A 15,963-nucleotide genomic window follows, 5' to 3' on the forward strand; every position below is an offset into this window, starting at 1 on the left:
GCAGTGAAGGATGCGTCGATCGAGATTGTGAAGAGTGCTACGCCATCTACCTACAATGCAGCAGGATGTGATCACGTACACCTTCGATGTGAGCAACACCGGCAACGTGACCTTGACAGATGTGACAGTGAGCGATCCATTGAGTGGATTGAGCGCGATCATTTCCGGTCCGGTTACCTTGGCACCGGGCGAGAACCAGGTGTTCACGGCAACCTATACCATCACCCAGTCCGACATGGATGCGGGTCAGGTGGACAACACGGCTACAGCGACAGGCAATGATCCTGACGATGTGGAAGTGAGCGATACGGACAGCGAGACCATCACGGTAGTGAAGGATGCGTCGATCGAGATTGTGAAGAGTGCTACGCTACCACCTACAATGCAGCAGGGGATGTGATCACGTACACCTTCGATGTGAGCAACACCGGCAACGTGACCTTGACAGATGTGACAGTGAGCGATCCATTGAGTGGATTGAGCGCGATCACCCGGTCCGGTTACCTTGGCACCGGCGAGAACCAGGTGTCTACGGCAACCTATACCATCACCCAGTCCGACATGGATGCGGGTCAGGTGGACAACACGGCTACAGCGACAGGCAATGATCCTGACGATGTGGAAGTGAGCGATACGGACAGCGAGACCATCACGGTAGTGAAGGATGCGTCGATCGAGATTGTGAAGAGTGCTACGCCATCTACCTACAATGCAGCAGGGGATGTGATCACGTACACCTTCGATGTGAGCAACACCGCAACGTGACTCTGACAGATGTGACAGTGAGCGATCCATTGAGTGGATTGAGCGCGATCACTCCGGGTCCGGTTACCTTGGCACCGGGCGAGAACCAGGTGTTCACGGCACCTATACCATCACCCAGTCCGACATGGATGCGGGTCAGGTGGACAACACGGCTACAGCGACAGGCAATGATCCTGACGATGTGGAAGTGAGCGATACGGATACAGTGAGACCATCACGGTAGTGAAGGATGCGTCGATCGAGATTGTGAAGAGTGCTACGCCATCTACCTACAATGCAGCAGGGGACGTGATCACGCATACCTTCGATGTGAGCAACACCGGCAACGTGACCTTGACAGATGTGACAGTGAGCGATCCATTGAGTGGATTGAGCGCGATCACTCCGGGTCCGGCTACCTTGGCACCGGGCGAGAACCAGGTGTTCACGGCAACCTATACCATCACCCAGTCCGACATGGATGCGGGTCAGGTGGACAACACGGCTACAGCGACAGGCAATGATCCTGACGATGTGGAAGTGAGCGATACGGACAGCGAGACCATCACGGTAGTGAAGGATGCGTCGATCGAGATTGTGAAGAGTGCTACGCCATCTACCTACAATGCTGTATGGGGATGTGATCACGTACACCTTCGATGTGAGCAACACCGGCAACGTGACCTTGACAGATGTGACAGTGAGCGATCCATTGAGTGGATTGGAGCGCGATCACTCCGGGTCCGTTATCGCAGACCGGCGAGAACCAGGTGTTCACGGCAACCTATACCATCACCCAACCGACATGGATGCGGGTCAGGTGGACAACACGGCTACAGCGACAGGCAATGATCCTGACGATGTGGAAGTGAGCGATACGGACAGCGAGACCATCACGGTAGTGAAGGATGCGTCGATCGAGATTGTGAAGAGTGCTACACCATCTACCTACAATGCAGCAGGGGATGTGATCACGTACACCTTCGATGTGAGCAACACCGCAACGTGACCTTGACAGATGTGACAGTGAGCGATCCATTGAGTGGATTGAGCGCGATTACCCGGGTCCGGTTACCTTGGCACCGGGCGAACCAGGTGTTCACGGCAACCTATACCATCACCCAGTCCGACATGGATGCGGGTCAGGGTGGACAACACGGCTACAGCGACAGGCAGATCCTGACGATGTGGAAGTGAGCGATACTGACAGCGAGACCATCACGGTAGTGAAGGATGCGTCGATCGAGATTGTGAAGAGTGCTACGCCATCTACCTACAATGCAGCAGGGGATGGGATCACGTACACCTTCGATGTGAGCAACACCGGCAACGTGACCTTGACAGATGTGACAGTGAGCGATCCATTGAGTGGATTGAGCGCGATCACTCCGGTCCGCCATTTTGGCACCGGCGAGAAATCCAGGTGTTCACGGCAACCTATACCATCACCCAGTCCGACATGGATGCGGGTCAGGTGGACAACACGGCTACAGCGACAGGCAATGATCCTGACGATGTGGAAGTGAGCGATACGGACAGCGAGACCATCACGGTAGTGAAGGATGCGTCGATCGAGATTGTGAAGAGTGCTACGCCATCTACCTACAAATGCTGCAGGGGATGTGATCACGTACACCTTCGATGTGAGCAACAACCGCAACGTGACCTTGACAGATGTGACAGTGAGCGATCCATTGAGTGGATTGAGCGCGATCACCCTCCGGTCCGGTTACCTTGGCACCGGGCGAGAACCAGGTGTTCACGGCAACCTATACCATCACCCAGTCCGACATGGATGTGGGTCAGGTGGACAACACGGCTACAGCGACAGGCAATGATCCTGACGATGTGGAAGTGAGATACGGACAGCGAGACCATCACGGTAGTGAAGGATGCGTCGATCGAGATTGTGAAGAGTGCTACGCCATCTACCTACAATGCTGCAGGGGATGTGATCACGTACACCTTCGATGTGAGCAACACCGGCAACGTGACCTGGACAGATGTGACAGTGAGCGATCCATTGAGTGGATTGAGCGCGATCACTCCGGGTCCGGTTACCTTGGCACCGGGCGAGAACCAGGTGTTCACGGCAACCTATACCATCACCCAGTCCGACATGGATGCGGGTCAGGTGGACAACACGGCTACAGCGACAGGCAATGATCCTGACGATGTGGGAAGTGAGCGATAATGACAGCGAGACCATCACGGCAATTACTGATGCAAGAATTGCAATCATCAAAACTGCTACTGTTGATTCTGAGGATGACTGCTATGATACAGGAGATGAAGTGACTTATACTTTCACTGTATACAATACAGGTAATGTAACCTTGGAAAATGTGAACGTGAGTGAATTCCACTTCACAGGTTCCGGAACCCATGTCAGCTATTACATTTGTAAGCAGCAGCATGAATAGCCCTGAAGGCACATTGATGCCAGGTGAAAATGCAGAATACACTGCTACTTACGTGATTACACAAGTTGATACCGACACAAGGTTTATCAATAATCAAGCTGAGGCAACGGCTAGCTATGGTGATGGTTTGACAGTGGATGATCTTTCAGGTGATACCATTGACTCTGATAATGAGACACAAGTAGATCTTTGCCAAGATCCATCTCTTGACCTTACCAAAACTCTTATCTCTAACGATGATGAGTTAGGTGGAGAATTAAGTTTCGAAATCAAGGTTGAGAACACAGGTAATGTAACCTTGTATGACATCTATGTAGAAGATGAAACTACTGGTGATAACTGGACAATTGCTGAATTGATCCCTGGGGCAGAGCAAACATTCACAGTGAATGTGACTATTACTCAGGAAATCATTGACGGTGAGTGCTATGAAAATACTGCATTCGCTGAAGCAAGAGAGTATCTGGATGAGCAGGAGCAACCAGGATCCGGAAATTCTGACCTTCAATACATTGTTATTGCAAGAGATAATGATTCAGCAATCGAATGCTTTACACAGACGCCTTCTATAGCAATCGTAAAATTAGCAGGTGTTGAAAGTGAGGATGATTGCTACGATACTGGTGATTTGATTACTTATACATTCACCGTATATAACACAGGAAATGTGACCTTGAATAATGTTGAAGTGAATGAATTCCACTTCACAGGTACAGGTACCATGTCAGCAATTACTTTCGTAAGCAGCAGCATGAACAGTGCAGAAGGAACTCTGTTACCAAATGAATCTGCAATCTACACTGCGACTTATGAAGTTACTTTGGAGGATACCAATATCCGATACATCAATAACCAGGCAGAAGCAACTGCGGTATTTGAGGAAACTACAGTAGATGATCTATCTGGAGATTCTATTGATACTGATAACGAGACACAAGTTGATCTATGTCAGAACCCAGCACTATCTATTGAAAAATCAATAATAGCTGGTAATCCTTATAGCGTGGTTGGGGACGTAGTAGAGTATCAGTACATCGTAACAAATACTGGAAATGTGACCTTAGATGGACCATTCACAGTAGTGGATGATAAGGTACCTGGTATCCCAGCAGCAGTAGAGAATACGTTGGCACCGAATGAGTCCTTGACTTTGACTGCTACATATACCATTTCTCAAGCTGATTTAACAAATGGTTCGGTTACCAATATTGCTTCAGCAATTGGATACCTCAATGAAACAGAAGTTATGTCAAACCCAGATCAGGCTACAGCTGAAGCGATATTTAATGATATCCTTGCAGTAGATGATAACGCTGGTACCTACACCATTTCTGGAGGAGTTGCATCTATCAATGCATTTGACAATGACTCTTATCTAGGAGGAGCTGCCAACACAGGAAATGTAATTCTTACTACTGTAGTTCCTGATCCTTCAGGTGTATTAACAGTAGATGAAAATGGTGTCATCACTATTGCAGCAAATGCGGTTGCAGGTGATTATGAATTGACTTATAGAATTACAGAAATCGGTAATGCTGACAATTATGATGAAGCAGTAATTAGTGCTACAGTTGAACCTGTATTACTGATAGATGAAATAGAGTCTTATTGCGAATTGGATGCTCCATATTTAAGATGGTTGCTTGAGCCTGCTAACTTTAACTTGCAGGATCTAGCACCAGGAAATCCAAATCCATTGACCATGATTTGGTATGATAGTAATGATCAAGAGATCATTAGATATGAGAATATTCCAATGGAAGGTTACATGTTGTTCCCAGGAGCAGATACCTTACCAGGTGGATATGGAAGTCAGTGGCCAGGATGGAAACTTGTTAAGAAACAATGGATTTCTGGTGACTTTAATTTCGCAGGAGTAAGAGAAGAAGGAGCCTATGTGAGATTTGAATTGAATCCAGAAGTAACTTCTGAGATAGCCTATCCAGGAGCTACAGAGGCATGTAATCCTAATCCAAATCCTCCAATCGCAGTTGACGATGATATGACAGGAATCCCTGTATCAAGCCAACTTGGGTATTCTAACATTGTTAATGTATTGGATAATGATATTTTGGGTGATCTGACAGGATTGGATACCGATTTAGTAGATGTATTTGAGGTATCTCAATCTACGCCAGGAGCCTTAATTCTGGATACAACAACGGGTCTAGTTAGTGTAAGTACAGGTCTTACTCCAGGTATTTATACACTAGAGTATAGAATATGTACTAATCCTAACCCAACGAATTGTGATACAGCAATTGTGACTGTCTTGGTTGTTCAGCCATCTGTTCAAATTGAGAAAACTGTGGTATCCAATGATGATCAGGTAGGTGGATTCATCACCTATAACATCAAAGTCATCAATGATGGAGATGTTGAATTGAATGATATTGAAGTGGTGGATGAGTTGACAGGAGATGCTTGGACAGTTCCGACATTGGCACCAGGTTCTTCTGCAAATTATATAACTCAACTGGTGATTACTCAAGATATCATTGAGCAAGAATGTGTGACCAATACTGCTTCTGCAACTGTATACTTATCATCAGAGGTAGAAAGTATTGTGTTGGCAGAAGATTCTGATTCGGTGGTTGAATGTATGACCTTAAGTCCAGGCATCGATATCGAGAAGGTAGCTAATCCTTCTCAGGTAGAAGCTGCAGGTCAAGAGATAATCTACTCATTGACAGTAACCAATACTGGAAATGTGATTCTATATGATGTGATTATTTCAGATCCTTTGACAAGTCTGAACTTGAATGTTGGCACTATTGCCCCAGGATTGTCTTCTACAATTAATTCACCTTATACCGTAACTCAGTCAGATATGGATGCTGGTTCTATCTTGAACGTGGCTACTACATCTGGAACTACAGTGAAAGGCGAAGTGGTAGAAGATCAAGATGAGGTAACAGTAGAGGCAGTTAGAATTCCAAATATTGACTTGAACAAAACGGTAGATCTAGAATCTGTAAGTAGAGAGGGAATTGTTCTAAACTATACATTGGAAGTGACCAACACAGGTAATGTAACTTTATCTAGTGGTAATTTGGTCGATCCTAAGACCGGACTTTCTTTGCCGAATATTTCCTTGGCACCAGGAGAAATGAAGTCTTTCTCTACTACCTATACAGTAACATTGCAAGACTTATTGAGTGGTAAGCCAATCTTGAATATCGCAACTGTGAATGCGGTGGATACTTTCTCAGGCACAACGGTTCAAGCACAAGGTCAGGCAACTGTTAGTGTGAATCTAGAGCCAGGTATCGAGATTGTGAAAACAGCTGATATTGAAGAGGCAACCTTCCCAGGTCAAGAGATTACCTACACATTGACAGTAACTAATACCGGTACTGCACCATTAGTAAATGTGCTAGTTTCTGATCCATTGACTGGATTTGAGGAGACCATCGGATTGTTATTGCCAAATGAGACTGAAGTCTTTACAACCACTTACATGGTGACTTTGGATGATTTGAGAAACAAAGAACAAGTAAGTAATACAGCTACTGTGAAAGGCACTGCTCCTAATGGAACAGAGGTAGAGGATATGGATTCTGTAGATGTAGCGATGAACTTACCTGCTCCTCCGCCACCGCCGCCAGCTCCAGACCCTGAGATCATTGCCAACGATGATGATTTCGGAACCTATTTCTTGAGCTATGGAGGTAGATTAGGAAACATCTTAGAGAACGATTTGCTAAATGGTCAAAGACCTGATCCAGCAGATGTGGACTTCGAATTCACAGAATTGGACGGAGTAATCGGTTTACTAATTGATGATGATGGTGAATTGAGCTTGATACCAGGTGTGAATGAAGCAAGAGAGTATAGATTGAAATACATCTTGAGAGAGGCTGGAAACCCAAGCAATAATGACGATGCTACAGTAGTCTTCAGATTACAAAACGATCAAGTGGATCTAAATGTGAGCAAGACTTCATTTGAAGCAGAGATCTTTGAAGGAGATGTATTCGATTATGAGATCGTGGTGACTAATGGAGATACTCCAGCATCCAATGTAATTGTAACTGATAATCTTCCAACTGGTGTGACTTACTTAAGTAATGAGGTAACAGTAAATAGTTCTGGAGCAACTGTCACTGATAATGTTTCCGGTACTGCAATTACATGGACAATTCCAGTACTAGCGGCAGATGCATCAGTAACCATTCGAGTGACGGTTAAAGCCGGAGCTGCAGGTACAATTACTAATACAGTGATTGTGGGATCTGATGAGGATGATACCGACGAATCGAACAATCAGGATGATGATGTGAATACCATCTTACCGTTCCACATTCCGAATGTAATCACTCCAAACAACGATGGAGACAATGACACCTTTGTGATCCAGGGTCTTGGCAAGTTTGTCAGCAATGAGATCACGATCTTCAACAGATATGGTGACCATGTTCTCGAACAGGAGAATTATCAAAACGACTGGGACGCTCCAGGGCAAGTGGCAGGAACTTACTTCTTTGTGTTGACCACAGTAGATAGTAACGACAAAACGCACGAGTTCAAGGGCTGGATTCAGGTTATAAAAGAAAATTAAGAAGCGATATGAGAACGACTTTTAGAATCATAGTAATGAGTGTTTTGTTATTCTCGGTATCGGGGATAACAAAGGGCCAGCAGCTTCCCCAGTTCAGCCAGTACATTTTCAACGGGCTGCACATCAACCCGGGCTATGCGGGATACAAGGGGGAGCCTTATATCCAGAGCACGTACCGTAGCCAGTGGGTGAATTTTCCCGGTGCGCCGGAGACGTTCACGGTGACGGCAGACCTGTCCGCCAACGAGGGCAAGATGGGCTTTGGGGTCAGTTTTTTGAGTGACAACCTTGGTCCGGCTCGTACGACAGGAGGACTGTTGACGTATGCCTACCGTATCCAGACGGGTTCGAAGAGCTGGTTGGGTCTTGGGGTGAGCGCGGGCTTCAGCCAGTACTCGATAGACGGGGACATGCTTGATCCGAATGATTTTCCGGACAGCGAGATCCCCGGGGGCCGTGTGAACCTGATGAGTCCGAACCTGAACACGGGTCTGTTTTTCCATACGGACCGTTTTTATGCGGGCTTCAGTATGTACAACATGGTAGGCAAGAAGTCGTTGGAGCGGGAGGATGTAGCCCTTGCGTACCATGACTTCCACTACTACCTGACCGCCGGTGTGATGATCCCGTTTTCGGACCAGGTACAGTTCAAGCCGAGCTTCCTGATCAAGGAGGTGAAGGGAGCTCCCACGAATTATGACCTGAATGCGATGTTCCTGTTCTACGACCGTGTTTGGTTGGGGGGCAGCTACCGTAGCAACCTGAAGATCTGGAACGACAACCTGGCCGAGAATCTGAGCAACCGGAACGCGGTTGCCGCGATCATCGAGATCTTTGCCACGGACCGATTGCGTCTGGGCTATGCGTACGACCATAACCTGAACGTGCTGAGCGACTACAACAACAACTCCCATGAGCTGTCTGTAGGCTTCTACATGACCCCAAGAAAAGCAGTGATGAAAAACCAAAGATGGTTCTGATTATGAAAAAGACATTGACGATATTGAGTATTGCCTCGGCAATGATATTTGGCACGATAGGGACCGTAGAGGCACAGAAGCGGAAGGTGCGATATGCCGATGAGCAGATGGATCTGATGAACTTCCAGCATGCCGTAGAGGTGTACCGGAAGCGTATTCGAAGAAGCCGAACTACCAGGAGACGGCGAAGAAGACGGCTCGAGCCTATGAGGTGCTTCGGGACTATGACAACACATTTGACTGGTGGAAGACGACGGTAGGAGAATACGAGGAGGCGACACCGGGTGATTACCTGCAGCTGTTGCGCTATGCGCAGCTGACCGACCGGATGTCCGAGGCCCGTGCGGTACTGGAATCGAAGGGCGTGGGAGCGGACAGCATCCCAGGTCGCTGCCCTGCTGAAGCTACAGGGAAAGCGGAAGGTGAAGGTGGAAGGCGTGGAAGGTCTGAACAGTTCGAATCTGACTTCACGCTTTGCCAAGGACGGGAACGGGAACAGGTACTTCACCTCCAGCCGTGGGGGTACGTATCCGAGCAAGATGCCGGGCATCCGTATCGACAGGAGGAACAAGATCTTCAGTGAGGAGAAACAGGACTATACGGACCGGGAGTACTTCAGTGTGTACAGACAGGACGGGGATGGGAACGTGAGCGAAGTGGTATCGAACGTTCTGACACCTATAATTTTCCGGATCCGAGCTACGCCTGTTGAACAGGGACTGCTGTTCTATTCGGTGACCCGCGGGATCACCAGGTGAGGAAAAACCGTGAGATCACAGTGCAGCCTGAGATCTACTACAGCAAGGTGAACGAAGACGGAACGCTGGAAGGGTTGCGGTGCCGTTCAACGACTCGATCGGCTATGCGGTGATGAACCCGTATGTGGACGAGGCGGCCAAGCGGCTGTACTTCACCTCTGATATGCCGGGCGGCCTTGGTGGCACGGACCTGTATTCGGAATACGACGAGAACATGAACTTCGGGACTCCTGTGAACCTGGGGGCGACGGTGAACACGCGGGCAACGAGTCCCATGCGTTCAGCAACAGGGGATAAAGTTCTACTTCAGTTCCACGGGCCACCGTGGGTTAGAAGGCATGGACATCTTCATGGCGGACTACAGTGCTACGGGGATGACGAACGTGGAGAACATGGGCTCCCCGATCAACTCGATGGCCGTGACTTCGGCTACCGTGAAGTGGAGCAGGAAGAGGGCAGACCGGAAGACCACCTATCCTCGAACCGAAAGGGGGAATGGGGCTGGATGACATCTACAGTGTGGAAGAGGTGTACAAGCAGTTTGTGGCGCGTGTGATCGACTGCGAGGGAGTGGTGATCAGCGACCTACCTGGCCACGCTCCGTGACAAGACCCCATAACGGGAACGTGCAGACCCAAAGAAACCCCAAGGGGAACTGACTGCGGAACTGGAGCCGGACGGCGATTTTGGGATCAAGATCAGCAAGCCGGGCTACTTCAGCATCACCGACGAGGAGATCACCACAAAAGGCTTTGAGGGGGACACGCTGAAGCGGGGAATACCAGCTGATCCCGATCCCGTACCAGTTGCCGGTATACGCGTGGACATCGTGTACTACGACCTGGACAGGTATGTGATCCGTGAGGATGCCAAGAAGCCGGTGCTGGACAAGCTGGCCGAACTGATGGGCCGCTATCCGTTCCTGGACCTGTTGGTGGGCAGCCACACGGATTCCAGGGCAGTGAAGATACAACATCAAGCTGTCGAACAGCCGTGCGACAGCGGTGACCGAATACATGGCACAGTACGAGATCCCTGCCGAGCGTATCCGTCTGGAATGGTTCGGGAGCAGGAGCTGATCAACGACTGCGGGGACGGGGTTCGTGTGCGGAGTCTGCCCACCAGCTGAACCGAGGTCGGAACTGGTACTGGAGGCGTTCCCGGACCCGAGCAAGCAATATGAGATGCCCGAGGAGCTGAAGGGCAAGGACTTCTGTGATCCGGAGGACCTGTTCAGCCAGATCCAGGATGAGATCGCCCAGATCCCGACGATCTATTTTGACTTTGACAAGAGCATGCTGAGAAACGTGCACAAGAAGGAGCTGGAACGTACGGCGATCATGCTGAAGCGCATGCCGAACCTGATGCTGTACATCGAGGGTCATACTGACCAGCGGGGAGACGATGCCTACAACCAGAAGCTGTCCGAAGAAGGGCGGATGCGGTGAAGGCGTACCTGACCAACCGTGGGATCGAGGAGAACCGGATGGAAGGGCTGGTTCGGGAGACACGACCGGTTCAGGACTGCAGTGACGGGAATTGTACCCCTGCGATGCACCAGCTGAACAGAAGGACTGAGCTGAGGATCGGCAAATCACAGTTCACCTACTCGGGTAGACAGAAAAAGTGGATGTGCTGTAAAATATAATTTAAAGAGAGTCAAAAAGCCGAATCTATAATTTTTAGGTTCGGCTTTTTTTATCTTTTTAAGAAAGGTAGGGGCAGTCAATGAATGAAATAAGCAAATAGTGTGAGGAGACTACATTTGAATGAAAGCTATATTTAGTTTTCTAATTCTTTCCTTAAAAATCTGCTGGAATAACCTACAATACTTGCAACTTCTTCGATTGGGTAACCCTCATTTAATAGACTTTTAGCATAATCTAACTTTACCTTTTTTAAGAATTTGCCTGGAGTAATATTAAACTCCCTGAAGTTTCTATTAAGTTGAACTGTGTTTGTCTCCAAAAAATTAGCAAGCCCTTCTACTGAATTTATCTTGTTGGAAATGATTGTTTCTTCCAGAACCTGAAGACTTAATTGATTACCTTTTAACTCTTCGGAATTTAACTTCTCTGAGTTTTTCTTTTTTAGGTAAGAATAAATCAAAAATCCCAAAACGATAACACAAGCGGAAGAGATTAGAATAATTTTTAAACTAATAGGTGACACCGGTTCCAATTTATTGATGGCAGCAGGAATGAAGCTTTTTGTTACTTCTACAGAATTTAAAGTATATAGCCCATCCACGGCTCCCACATAAATTGAATCATGGAAATAAAAGAATGCATCCCTATTAAATTCTACTCCAGTTATTACAGGTAAAACATCAGTGAAGTCTTTACTTATTACGTATAAGCCGTTTTCTGTGGATATCCATAAATTCCCCAGATTGTCTTTTTCGATATGGACGTTTAGCCTTGTATCTGCAATCTTTTTTAAAGAGCCTGGATCCTCCATTTCTAAGGAAAAACTCCATCATCAGATGCTAGGTAAATTTGATTTTCTGTAGGGTATATATCCCGAATTCTAATCCCTAAGTCAATAATTTCAGAAACTTGACCTCCATCATAAAAAAGAAACTTGCCCTCAGAAGTTGCAAAAAGCAAACCCTCTGGGACCGCTTCTAAATCTAGGTATTCGAAATCCTTATGAATAGGAGCCAAATCAAAATCATCCCCTAATAAATTAATAGATTGAGTGTTTTGGGAATAAATTTGGTTGTTCCATTGAACCGTTTTACGAATATTTCCCGCAAATACATTGGTTGCATTATTTAATAATACCGTTGAATCTGGGGGAATAAATTGGAATAGTTCATCGCTATTGAGGTAATAGTGATCATTTATGACAGTTAAAGGGCCGTTTGAGTAACCAGGTTTTTCCAGCAGAATAGAATCATTTACAAAAATTCCAGAGTAGGTAGAAACAACTTTTAGGCTATCATTGATATAAATGTTTCTGATCGATGTATTATAATAACTTTTAGAATAATGATCATAAATTTGATATTCAAATAATTCACTACCACTAGCTACAAATAGCCTCGAACCTTTAAGTGCTGCTGTAGTGATGAACAATCCCCGCTGAGGGATAAGGTCCTTCATTCCACTGGCATCAAAAAGCTCAGAATTTGGAATAAAATCAGACTCATAAAAACCATCTTTATAAAAAACATAAGCTTTTTTGAACTGTATTTTTTGAGGGTTCCATTCATTATTTTCAAGTAAATATAAATTCTCTCCAGTCTTAGTATAGACCTCTTCCCCTACATTAAAAACATTTCTCACAGGAGAAGCAAAGAAATGTTTGGCGACAAAAACAGTGTCTTGTGCTTTTAATTCAAAATTTTGAATGAAAAATCCGATTAGGATTGGAATAACTCTCTTCATGTTCAAAAATTACACTTAAAAATAACAAGATTTATAAAATAAACACCCTCTGTAATAAATGACACCAAAACAAAATTTTGTGATTCCATCAGGATGCTCAAATTAGGAGATCACTAAACCTACTTTTAAAAATGAAAAAAATTCTATTAGTATTCTCTGTCTTTGTTTTGGGCATTTCATTTTCATTTGCTCAAACTCAAGTGAAACCCGGGGTAGGAATCAACTTTACAAATATCACGGGCGATGGTGCTGATGCCAAAGGACAAGTTGGATGGCAAATCGGTGCCAGTGTTGCCTTTGGAGAAAAGTTTTACATTGAACCTGGGGCGTTTTATCAGACTTCTTCATTTGAATATGTGACTTCAGACTCTGCGCCTGTAACTGATGCTACCTACCATGGGATTCGCATTCCTGTGGCTCTTGGCTTGGATGTTTTGGGAAATGCAGACTCGGCTTTTGGCCTTCGAATATTTGGAGGTGGATCAACCTATATTGTAACAGGTACCAGTAGTGAGTTTTTGGATAAAGATGACATCAGTTCTCCTCAGTGGGGTGTTTTTGCAGGGGCTGGCCTCGACATAGCAATTTTCTACATTGATGCATCTTATCAATGGTCTGTGACCAATATTCAGGAAGATGTATCCAATATTGATTTGGGTAATACAAAGGGCTTTTTCTTGACAGCGGGATTAAGGTTTTAATTAAGTGTTTTAAAAAACCAGATAATAATGGTACTATCTGGTTTTTTAAAATAATACTAATATACAGTTTCGTGGATGTTAACTAATTGCAAAAAAAAGTTGAATTACTTCTATTTAAATGGTAGAGGATTCTTTTTGAGATAAGATTTTTTTACTTTAGTTAAATTGAATCCAAGTCATTTAAAGCGCAGAATGACTTAAATCATGTTCAAAAACAATAAGCCCTTTAACTGACGTGAAATTAAAACATTGTATATGAGTGAGTTGTTTAATTCAACTAGTCTTAGAAATAATGATTTTATAAGATTTCTATGATCTATTTACTAAGTGATTTAAACCATTTAAAAGGTAGTTCTTAGCAATTTCACATCGAGTTTAATTTGTATTTAGTATCCCTGAGTTGATTATATGATAAGATTTTTACAGAAATCTGAAATTTCTAAAATTGCTTTCCTTTCAAATTTCTTGAATGAAAGGATTTGGATTTTTTGTTGGTTTTTTTTGTTTCAATTTTTTCAGTAAATGCTCAGGATAACACGATAAACCTGAATGGCTCCAGCCAATATGCAGAAGTTGCGCATAATTCAAGTTTAAATACTACCAATTTTACTGTGGAAGCATGGGCTTTGGTTACTGGGGGGATTGGTAGTTTTCGGGCTGTTGTTTCCAATAGAAATACAGATACGCAACAGGGCTATGTTATTTATGCCGATAACCTAAACAACTGGCGGGTTTGGGTTGGTACCGGAGGGGGTTTCAAGAGCTAAATGGCCCTGCTGTAGAATTAAATAGTTGGACTCATGTTGCCTTGAGTTATGATGGAACTAACATGCGCCTCTATATTGATGGCAATTTGGTTGCTAATACCAATGTTTCATATGCACCAAATCCCGATCAGCCTGCCCGAATTGGTACCGGACATGATTCGGGAAATACGCCTATATTTTATTTTCCTGGGGATATTGATGAGGTAAGGTTTTGGAATGCCACAAGGACGGAAAAGCAACTTCGTGCCAACTTATTTAAGGATCTGTCGCCTACCGAAACTAATTTAGTGGCCGATTACAAATTTGATACAAATAGTAAAACATTAATCAACAGTTCTACTAACGTAGCTGGATTAAACGGCACAGTAAGAAATTCTCCTAATTTTTTCCCAAGCTCTATTGCCAATCCAATTAACGGACTCCATTTTGATGGGATCAACGATCATGTATCTGTTCCATACAATGCTAATCTAAATCCTACTGATATAACTATTTCAACTTGGGCTAAAGTTACTGGAGGTGCAGGAAGTTTCAGAGCTGTTGTTTCTAATAAAAATTCAAGCTTTCAAGGTTATGTGCTTTATGCCGCAAATAATGATCGTTGGCAATTTTGGATAGGAACTGGATCGGGATGGCGTATCGTTACTAGCACTTCACCGATTATTTTAAATAAATGGACTCACCTGCAAGGTGTTTATAATTCGAGTACCAACACATTGGAATTGTATGTAGATGGGGCCCTTGAAGGAAATTCAACATCTGGTGGCAATTCCATTAAAACATCTATTGAACTATTAATTGGTGCCAGCGATAATTCGGGCAATCCTGGCTTTTTCTTTCCAGGTGAGATAGCTGATATTAAGTTTTGGAACACTCCAAAGACTTATGCTGATGTTTCGAGTACTTTTCAAAATTATGATCCCTTAACTGATCCAAATATCATAGCGCATTATTCTTTTGATCAAGGTTTAAGTGCTCAAAGCAACGGGTTTTTAAAAAAGCTTTATGATTTTGCCGGGGGCTATAATGGAGCGATAAATAATTTTGCTTTGACCGGTTCAGCTTCCAATTTTATAGTTGGCAATCCATCACCTGCAGGAGGAGGAGTATCTGGCGCAGATTTATGGCTGAAGGCAGATGCAGGAGTCTCGCCTTCAACTGGATCTTTGAGCACTTGGGCAGACCAGACAACTAACCACTCAACTACCATTGGGGGAGCCTCAGGTTACTTCCCAACTGGCAAACTTTAACCCTGCTATTACTTTTGACGGCGTAGATGATAGGGTAACGATCCCCTATTCCTCTAGTTTAAATACTCCTTCTTTTACCCTAAGCACGGTAGTAAGTGCTAACCAAGTGAATAATGGTGCGAACATTTTTAACAGTCTTAATTTAAACGCAGCCCCTTTAACTGGATATGCTATTGAAATATTTCGTCAAGATTGGCGATTTGTGGTCGCAGATGGTTCCACCTTATCGCAAGTAGGTGGTAGAGTAATTACCCCCAATAAATGGTTTCTTCTTACCGCCAAGCTTGGGGGAATACTGCAAATCTTTATGTGGATGGTGCTTTATCTGGGACACTACCAATACCTGCATTTCAACAAAATTTAGCAAATAGCTTTAAAATTGCCCAT

The 15,963-nt window shown here is 44.9% G+C and carries 18 protein-coding genes and 1 pseudogene; 17 read left to right on the top strand and 2 right to left on the bottom strand.

Features of this window, described 5'->3' with window-relative positions:
• Positions 1–55 precede the first annotated feature (55 nt).
• The 13 genes and pseudogenes from V8V91_RS17645 (at position 56) to V8V91_RS17705 (ending at position 10,914) form a co-directional block, all read left to right on the top strand.
• A complete protein-coding gene (locus tag V8V91_RS17645) occupies positions 56–400 on the top strand; it encodes a hypothetical protein (protein ID WP_373396579.1) in 345 nt (114 codons plus the stop codon).
• Positions 397–765 (top strand): hypothetical protein, encoded by a 369-nt coding sequence (locus V8V91_RS17650; RefSeq protein ID WP_373396581.1) that lies wholly within the window; start codon positions 397–399, stop codon positions 763–765. The genes V8V91_RS17645 and V8V91_RS17650 overlap by 4 nt, the downstream gene beginning before the upstream one ends.
• Positions 766–1,011: 246 nt before the next feature.
• Positions 1,012–1,128, top strand: a pseudogene (locus V8V91_RS17655) (hypothetical protein); the annotation flags it as partial.
• 241 nt (positions 1,129–1,369) lie between these two features.
• The gene (locus V8V91_RS17660; RefSeq protein ID WP_373396583.1) at positions 1,370–1,753 is read left to right on the top strand and encodes a hypothetical protein; all 384 of its coding nucleotides are present in this window, start codon (positions 1,370–1,372) and stop codon (positions 1,751–1,753) included.
• Between the two features lie 241 nt (positions 1,754–1,994).
• Positions 1,995–2,270 carry a hypothetical protein gene (locus V8V91_RS17665; RefSeq protein WP_373400737.1) on the top strand — a complete coding sequence of 92 codons (276 nt, stop codon included), beginning with the start codon at positions 1,995–1,997 and terminating at the stop codon, positions 2,268–2,270.
• A gap of 60 nt (positions 2,271–2,330) precedes the next feature.
• Positions 2,331–2,582 (top strand): hypothetical protein, encoded by a 252-nt coding sequence (locus tag V8V91_RS17670; RefSeq protein ID WP_373396584.1) that lies wholly within the window; start codon positions 2,331–2,333, stop codon positions 2,580–2,582.
• A 71-nt stretch (positions 2,583–2,653) separates the two neighbouring features.
• Positions 2,654–2,938 (top strand): hypothetical protein, encoded by a 285-nt coding sequence (locus V8V91_RS17675; RefSeq protein WP_373396586.1) that lies wholly within the window; start codon positions 2,654–2,656, stop codon positions 2,936–2,938.
• Positions 2,907–3,167 (top strand): hypothetical protein, encoded by a 261-nt coding sequence (locus V8V91_RS17680; protein ID WP_373396587.1) that lies wholly within the window; start codon positions 2,907–2,909, stop codon positions 3,165–3,167. The genes V8V91_RS17675 and V8V91_RS17680 overlap by 32 nt, the downstream gene beginning before the upstream one ends.
• Positions 3,130–7,728 carry a gliding motility-associated C-terminal domain-containing protein gene (locus V8V91_RS17685; protein WP_373396588.1) on the top strand — a complete coding sequence of 1,533 codons (4,599 nt, stop codon included), beginning with the start codon at positions 3,130–3,132 and terminating at the stop codon, positions 7,726–7,728. Before V8V91_RS17680 ends, V8V91_RS17685 begins: the two co-directional genes overlap by 38 nt.
• A gap of 8 nt (positions 7,729–7,736) precedes the next feature.
• Complete coding sequence (locus V8V91_RS17690; RefSeq protein ID WP_373396590.1) at positions 7,737–8,708, top strand: type IX secretion system membrane protein PorP/SprF; 972 nt, start codon at positions 7,737–7,739, stop codon at positions 8,706–8,708.
• 341 nt (positions 8,709–9,049) lie between these two features.
• Positions 9,050–9,466, top strand: a complete 417-nt coding sequence (locus tag V8V91_RS17695) for a hypothetical protein (RefSeq protein ID WP_373396592.1) — start codon at positions 9,050–9,052, stop codon at positions 9,464–9,466.
• Positions 9,467–10,286: 820 nt separating this feature from the next.
• Positions 10,287–10,595, top strand: a complete 309-nt coding sequence (locus tag V8V91_RS17700; RefSeq protein ID WP_373396594.1) for a hypothetical protein — start codon at positions 10,287–10,289, stop codon at positions 10,593–10,595.
• A 55-nt stretch (positions 10,596–10,650) separates the two neighbouring features.
• On the top strand, positions 10,651–10,914 hold the full coding sequence (locus V8V91_RS17705; RefSeq protein WP_373396596.1) for an OmpA family protein: 264 nt from the start codon (positions 10,651–10,653) through the stop codon (positions 10,912–10,914).
• Positions 10,915–11,248: 334 nt separating this feature from the next.
• Here the strand turns inward: V8V91_RS17705 and V8V91_RS17710 are convergent, their stop codons facing one another.
• On the bottom strand, positions 11,249–11,926 hold the full coding sequence (locus V8V91_RS17710; protein ID WP_373396597.1) for a helix-turn-helix domain-containing protein: 678 nt from the start codon (positions 11,924–11,926) through the stop codon (positions 11,249–11,251).
• 2 nt (positions 11,927–11,928) lie between these two features.
• A complete protein-coding gene (locus V8V91_RS17715; RefSeq protein ID WP_373396599.1) occupies positions 11,929–12,858 on the bottom strand; it encodes a hypothetical protein in 930 nt (309 codons plus the stop codon).
• A 131-nt stretch (positions 12,859–12,989) separates the two neighbouring features.
• Here V8V91_RS17715 and V8V91_RS17720 point away from each other — a divergent pair, with 131 nt between their 5' ends.
• From V8V91_RS17720 to V8V91_RS17735, 4 genes are all read left to right on the top strand, one after another.
• Positions 12,990–13,559, top strand: a complete 570-nt coding sequence (locus V8V91_RS17720; protein WP_373396600.1) for an outer membrane beta-barrel protein — start codon at positions 12,990–12,992, stop codon at positions 13,557–13,559.
• 488 nt (positions 13,560–14,047) lie between these two features.
• Entirely contained in the window at positions 14,048–14,326 is a 279-nt protein-coding gene (locus V8V91_RS17725) for a LamG-like jellyroll fold domain-containing protein (RefSeq protein WP_373396601.1), read from the top strand.
• A complete protein-coding gene (locus V8V91_RS17730; RefSeq protein ID WP_373396602.1) occupies positions 14,293–15,576 on the top strand; it encodes a LamG domain-containing protein in 1,284 nt (427 codons plus the stop codon). The genes V8V91_RS17725 and V8V91_RS17730 overlap by 34 nt, the downstream gene beginning before the upstream one ends.
• Positions 15,536–15,940 (top strand): hypothetical protein, encoded by a 405-nt coding sequence (locus V8V91_RS17735; protein ID WP_373396603.1) that lies wholly within the window; start codon positions 15,536–15,538, stop codon positions 15,938–15,940. Before V8V91_RS17730 ends, V8V91_RS17735 begins: the two co-directional genes overlap by 41 nt.
• The last annotated feature ends 23 nt before the right edge of the window (positions 15,941–15,963 follow it).

This window comes from Algoriphagus halophilus (assembly GCF_041729275.1).
Taxonomy (GTDB): Bacteria; Bacteroidota; Bacteroidia; order Cytophagales; family Cyclobacteriaceae; genus Algoriphagus; species Algoriphagus halophilus_A.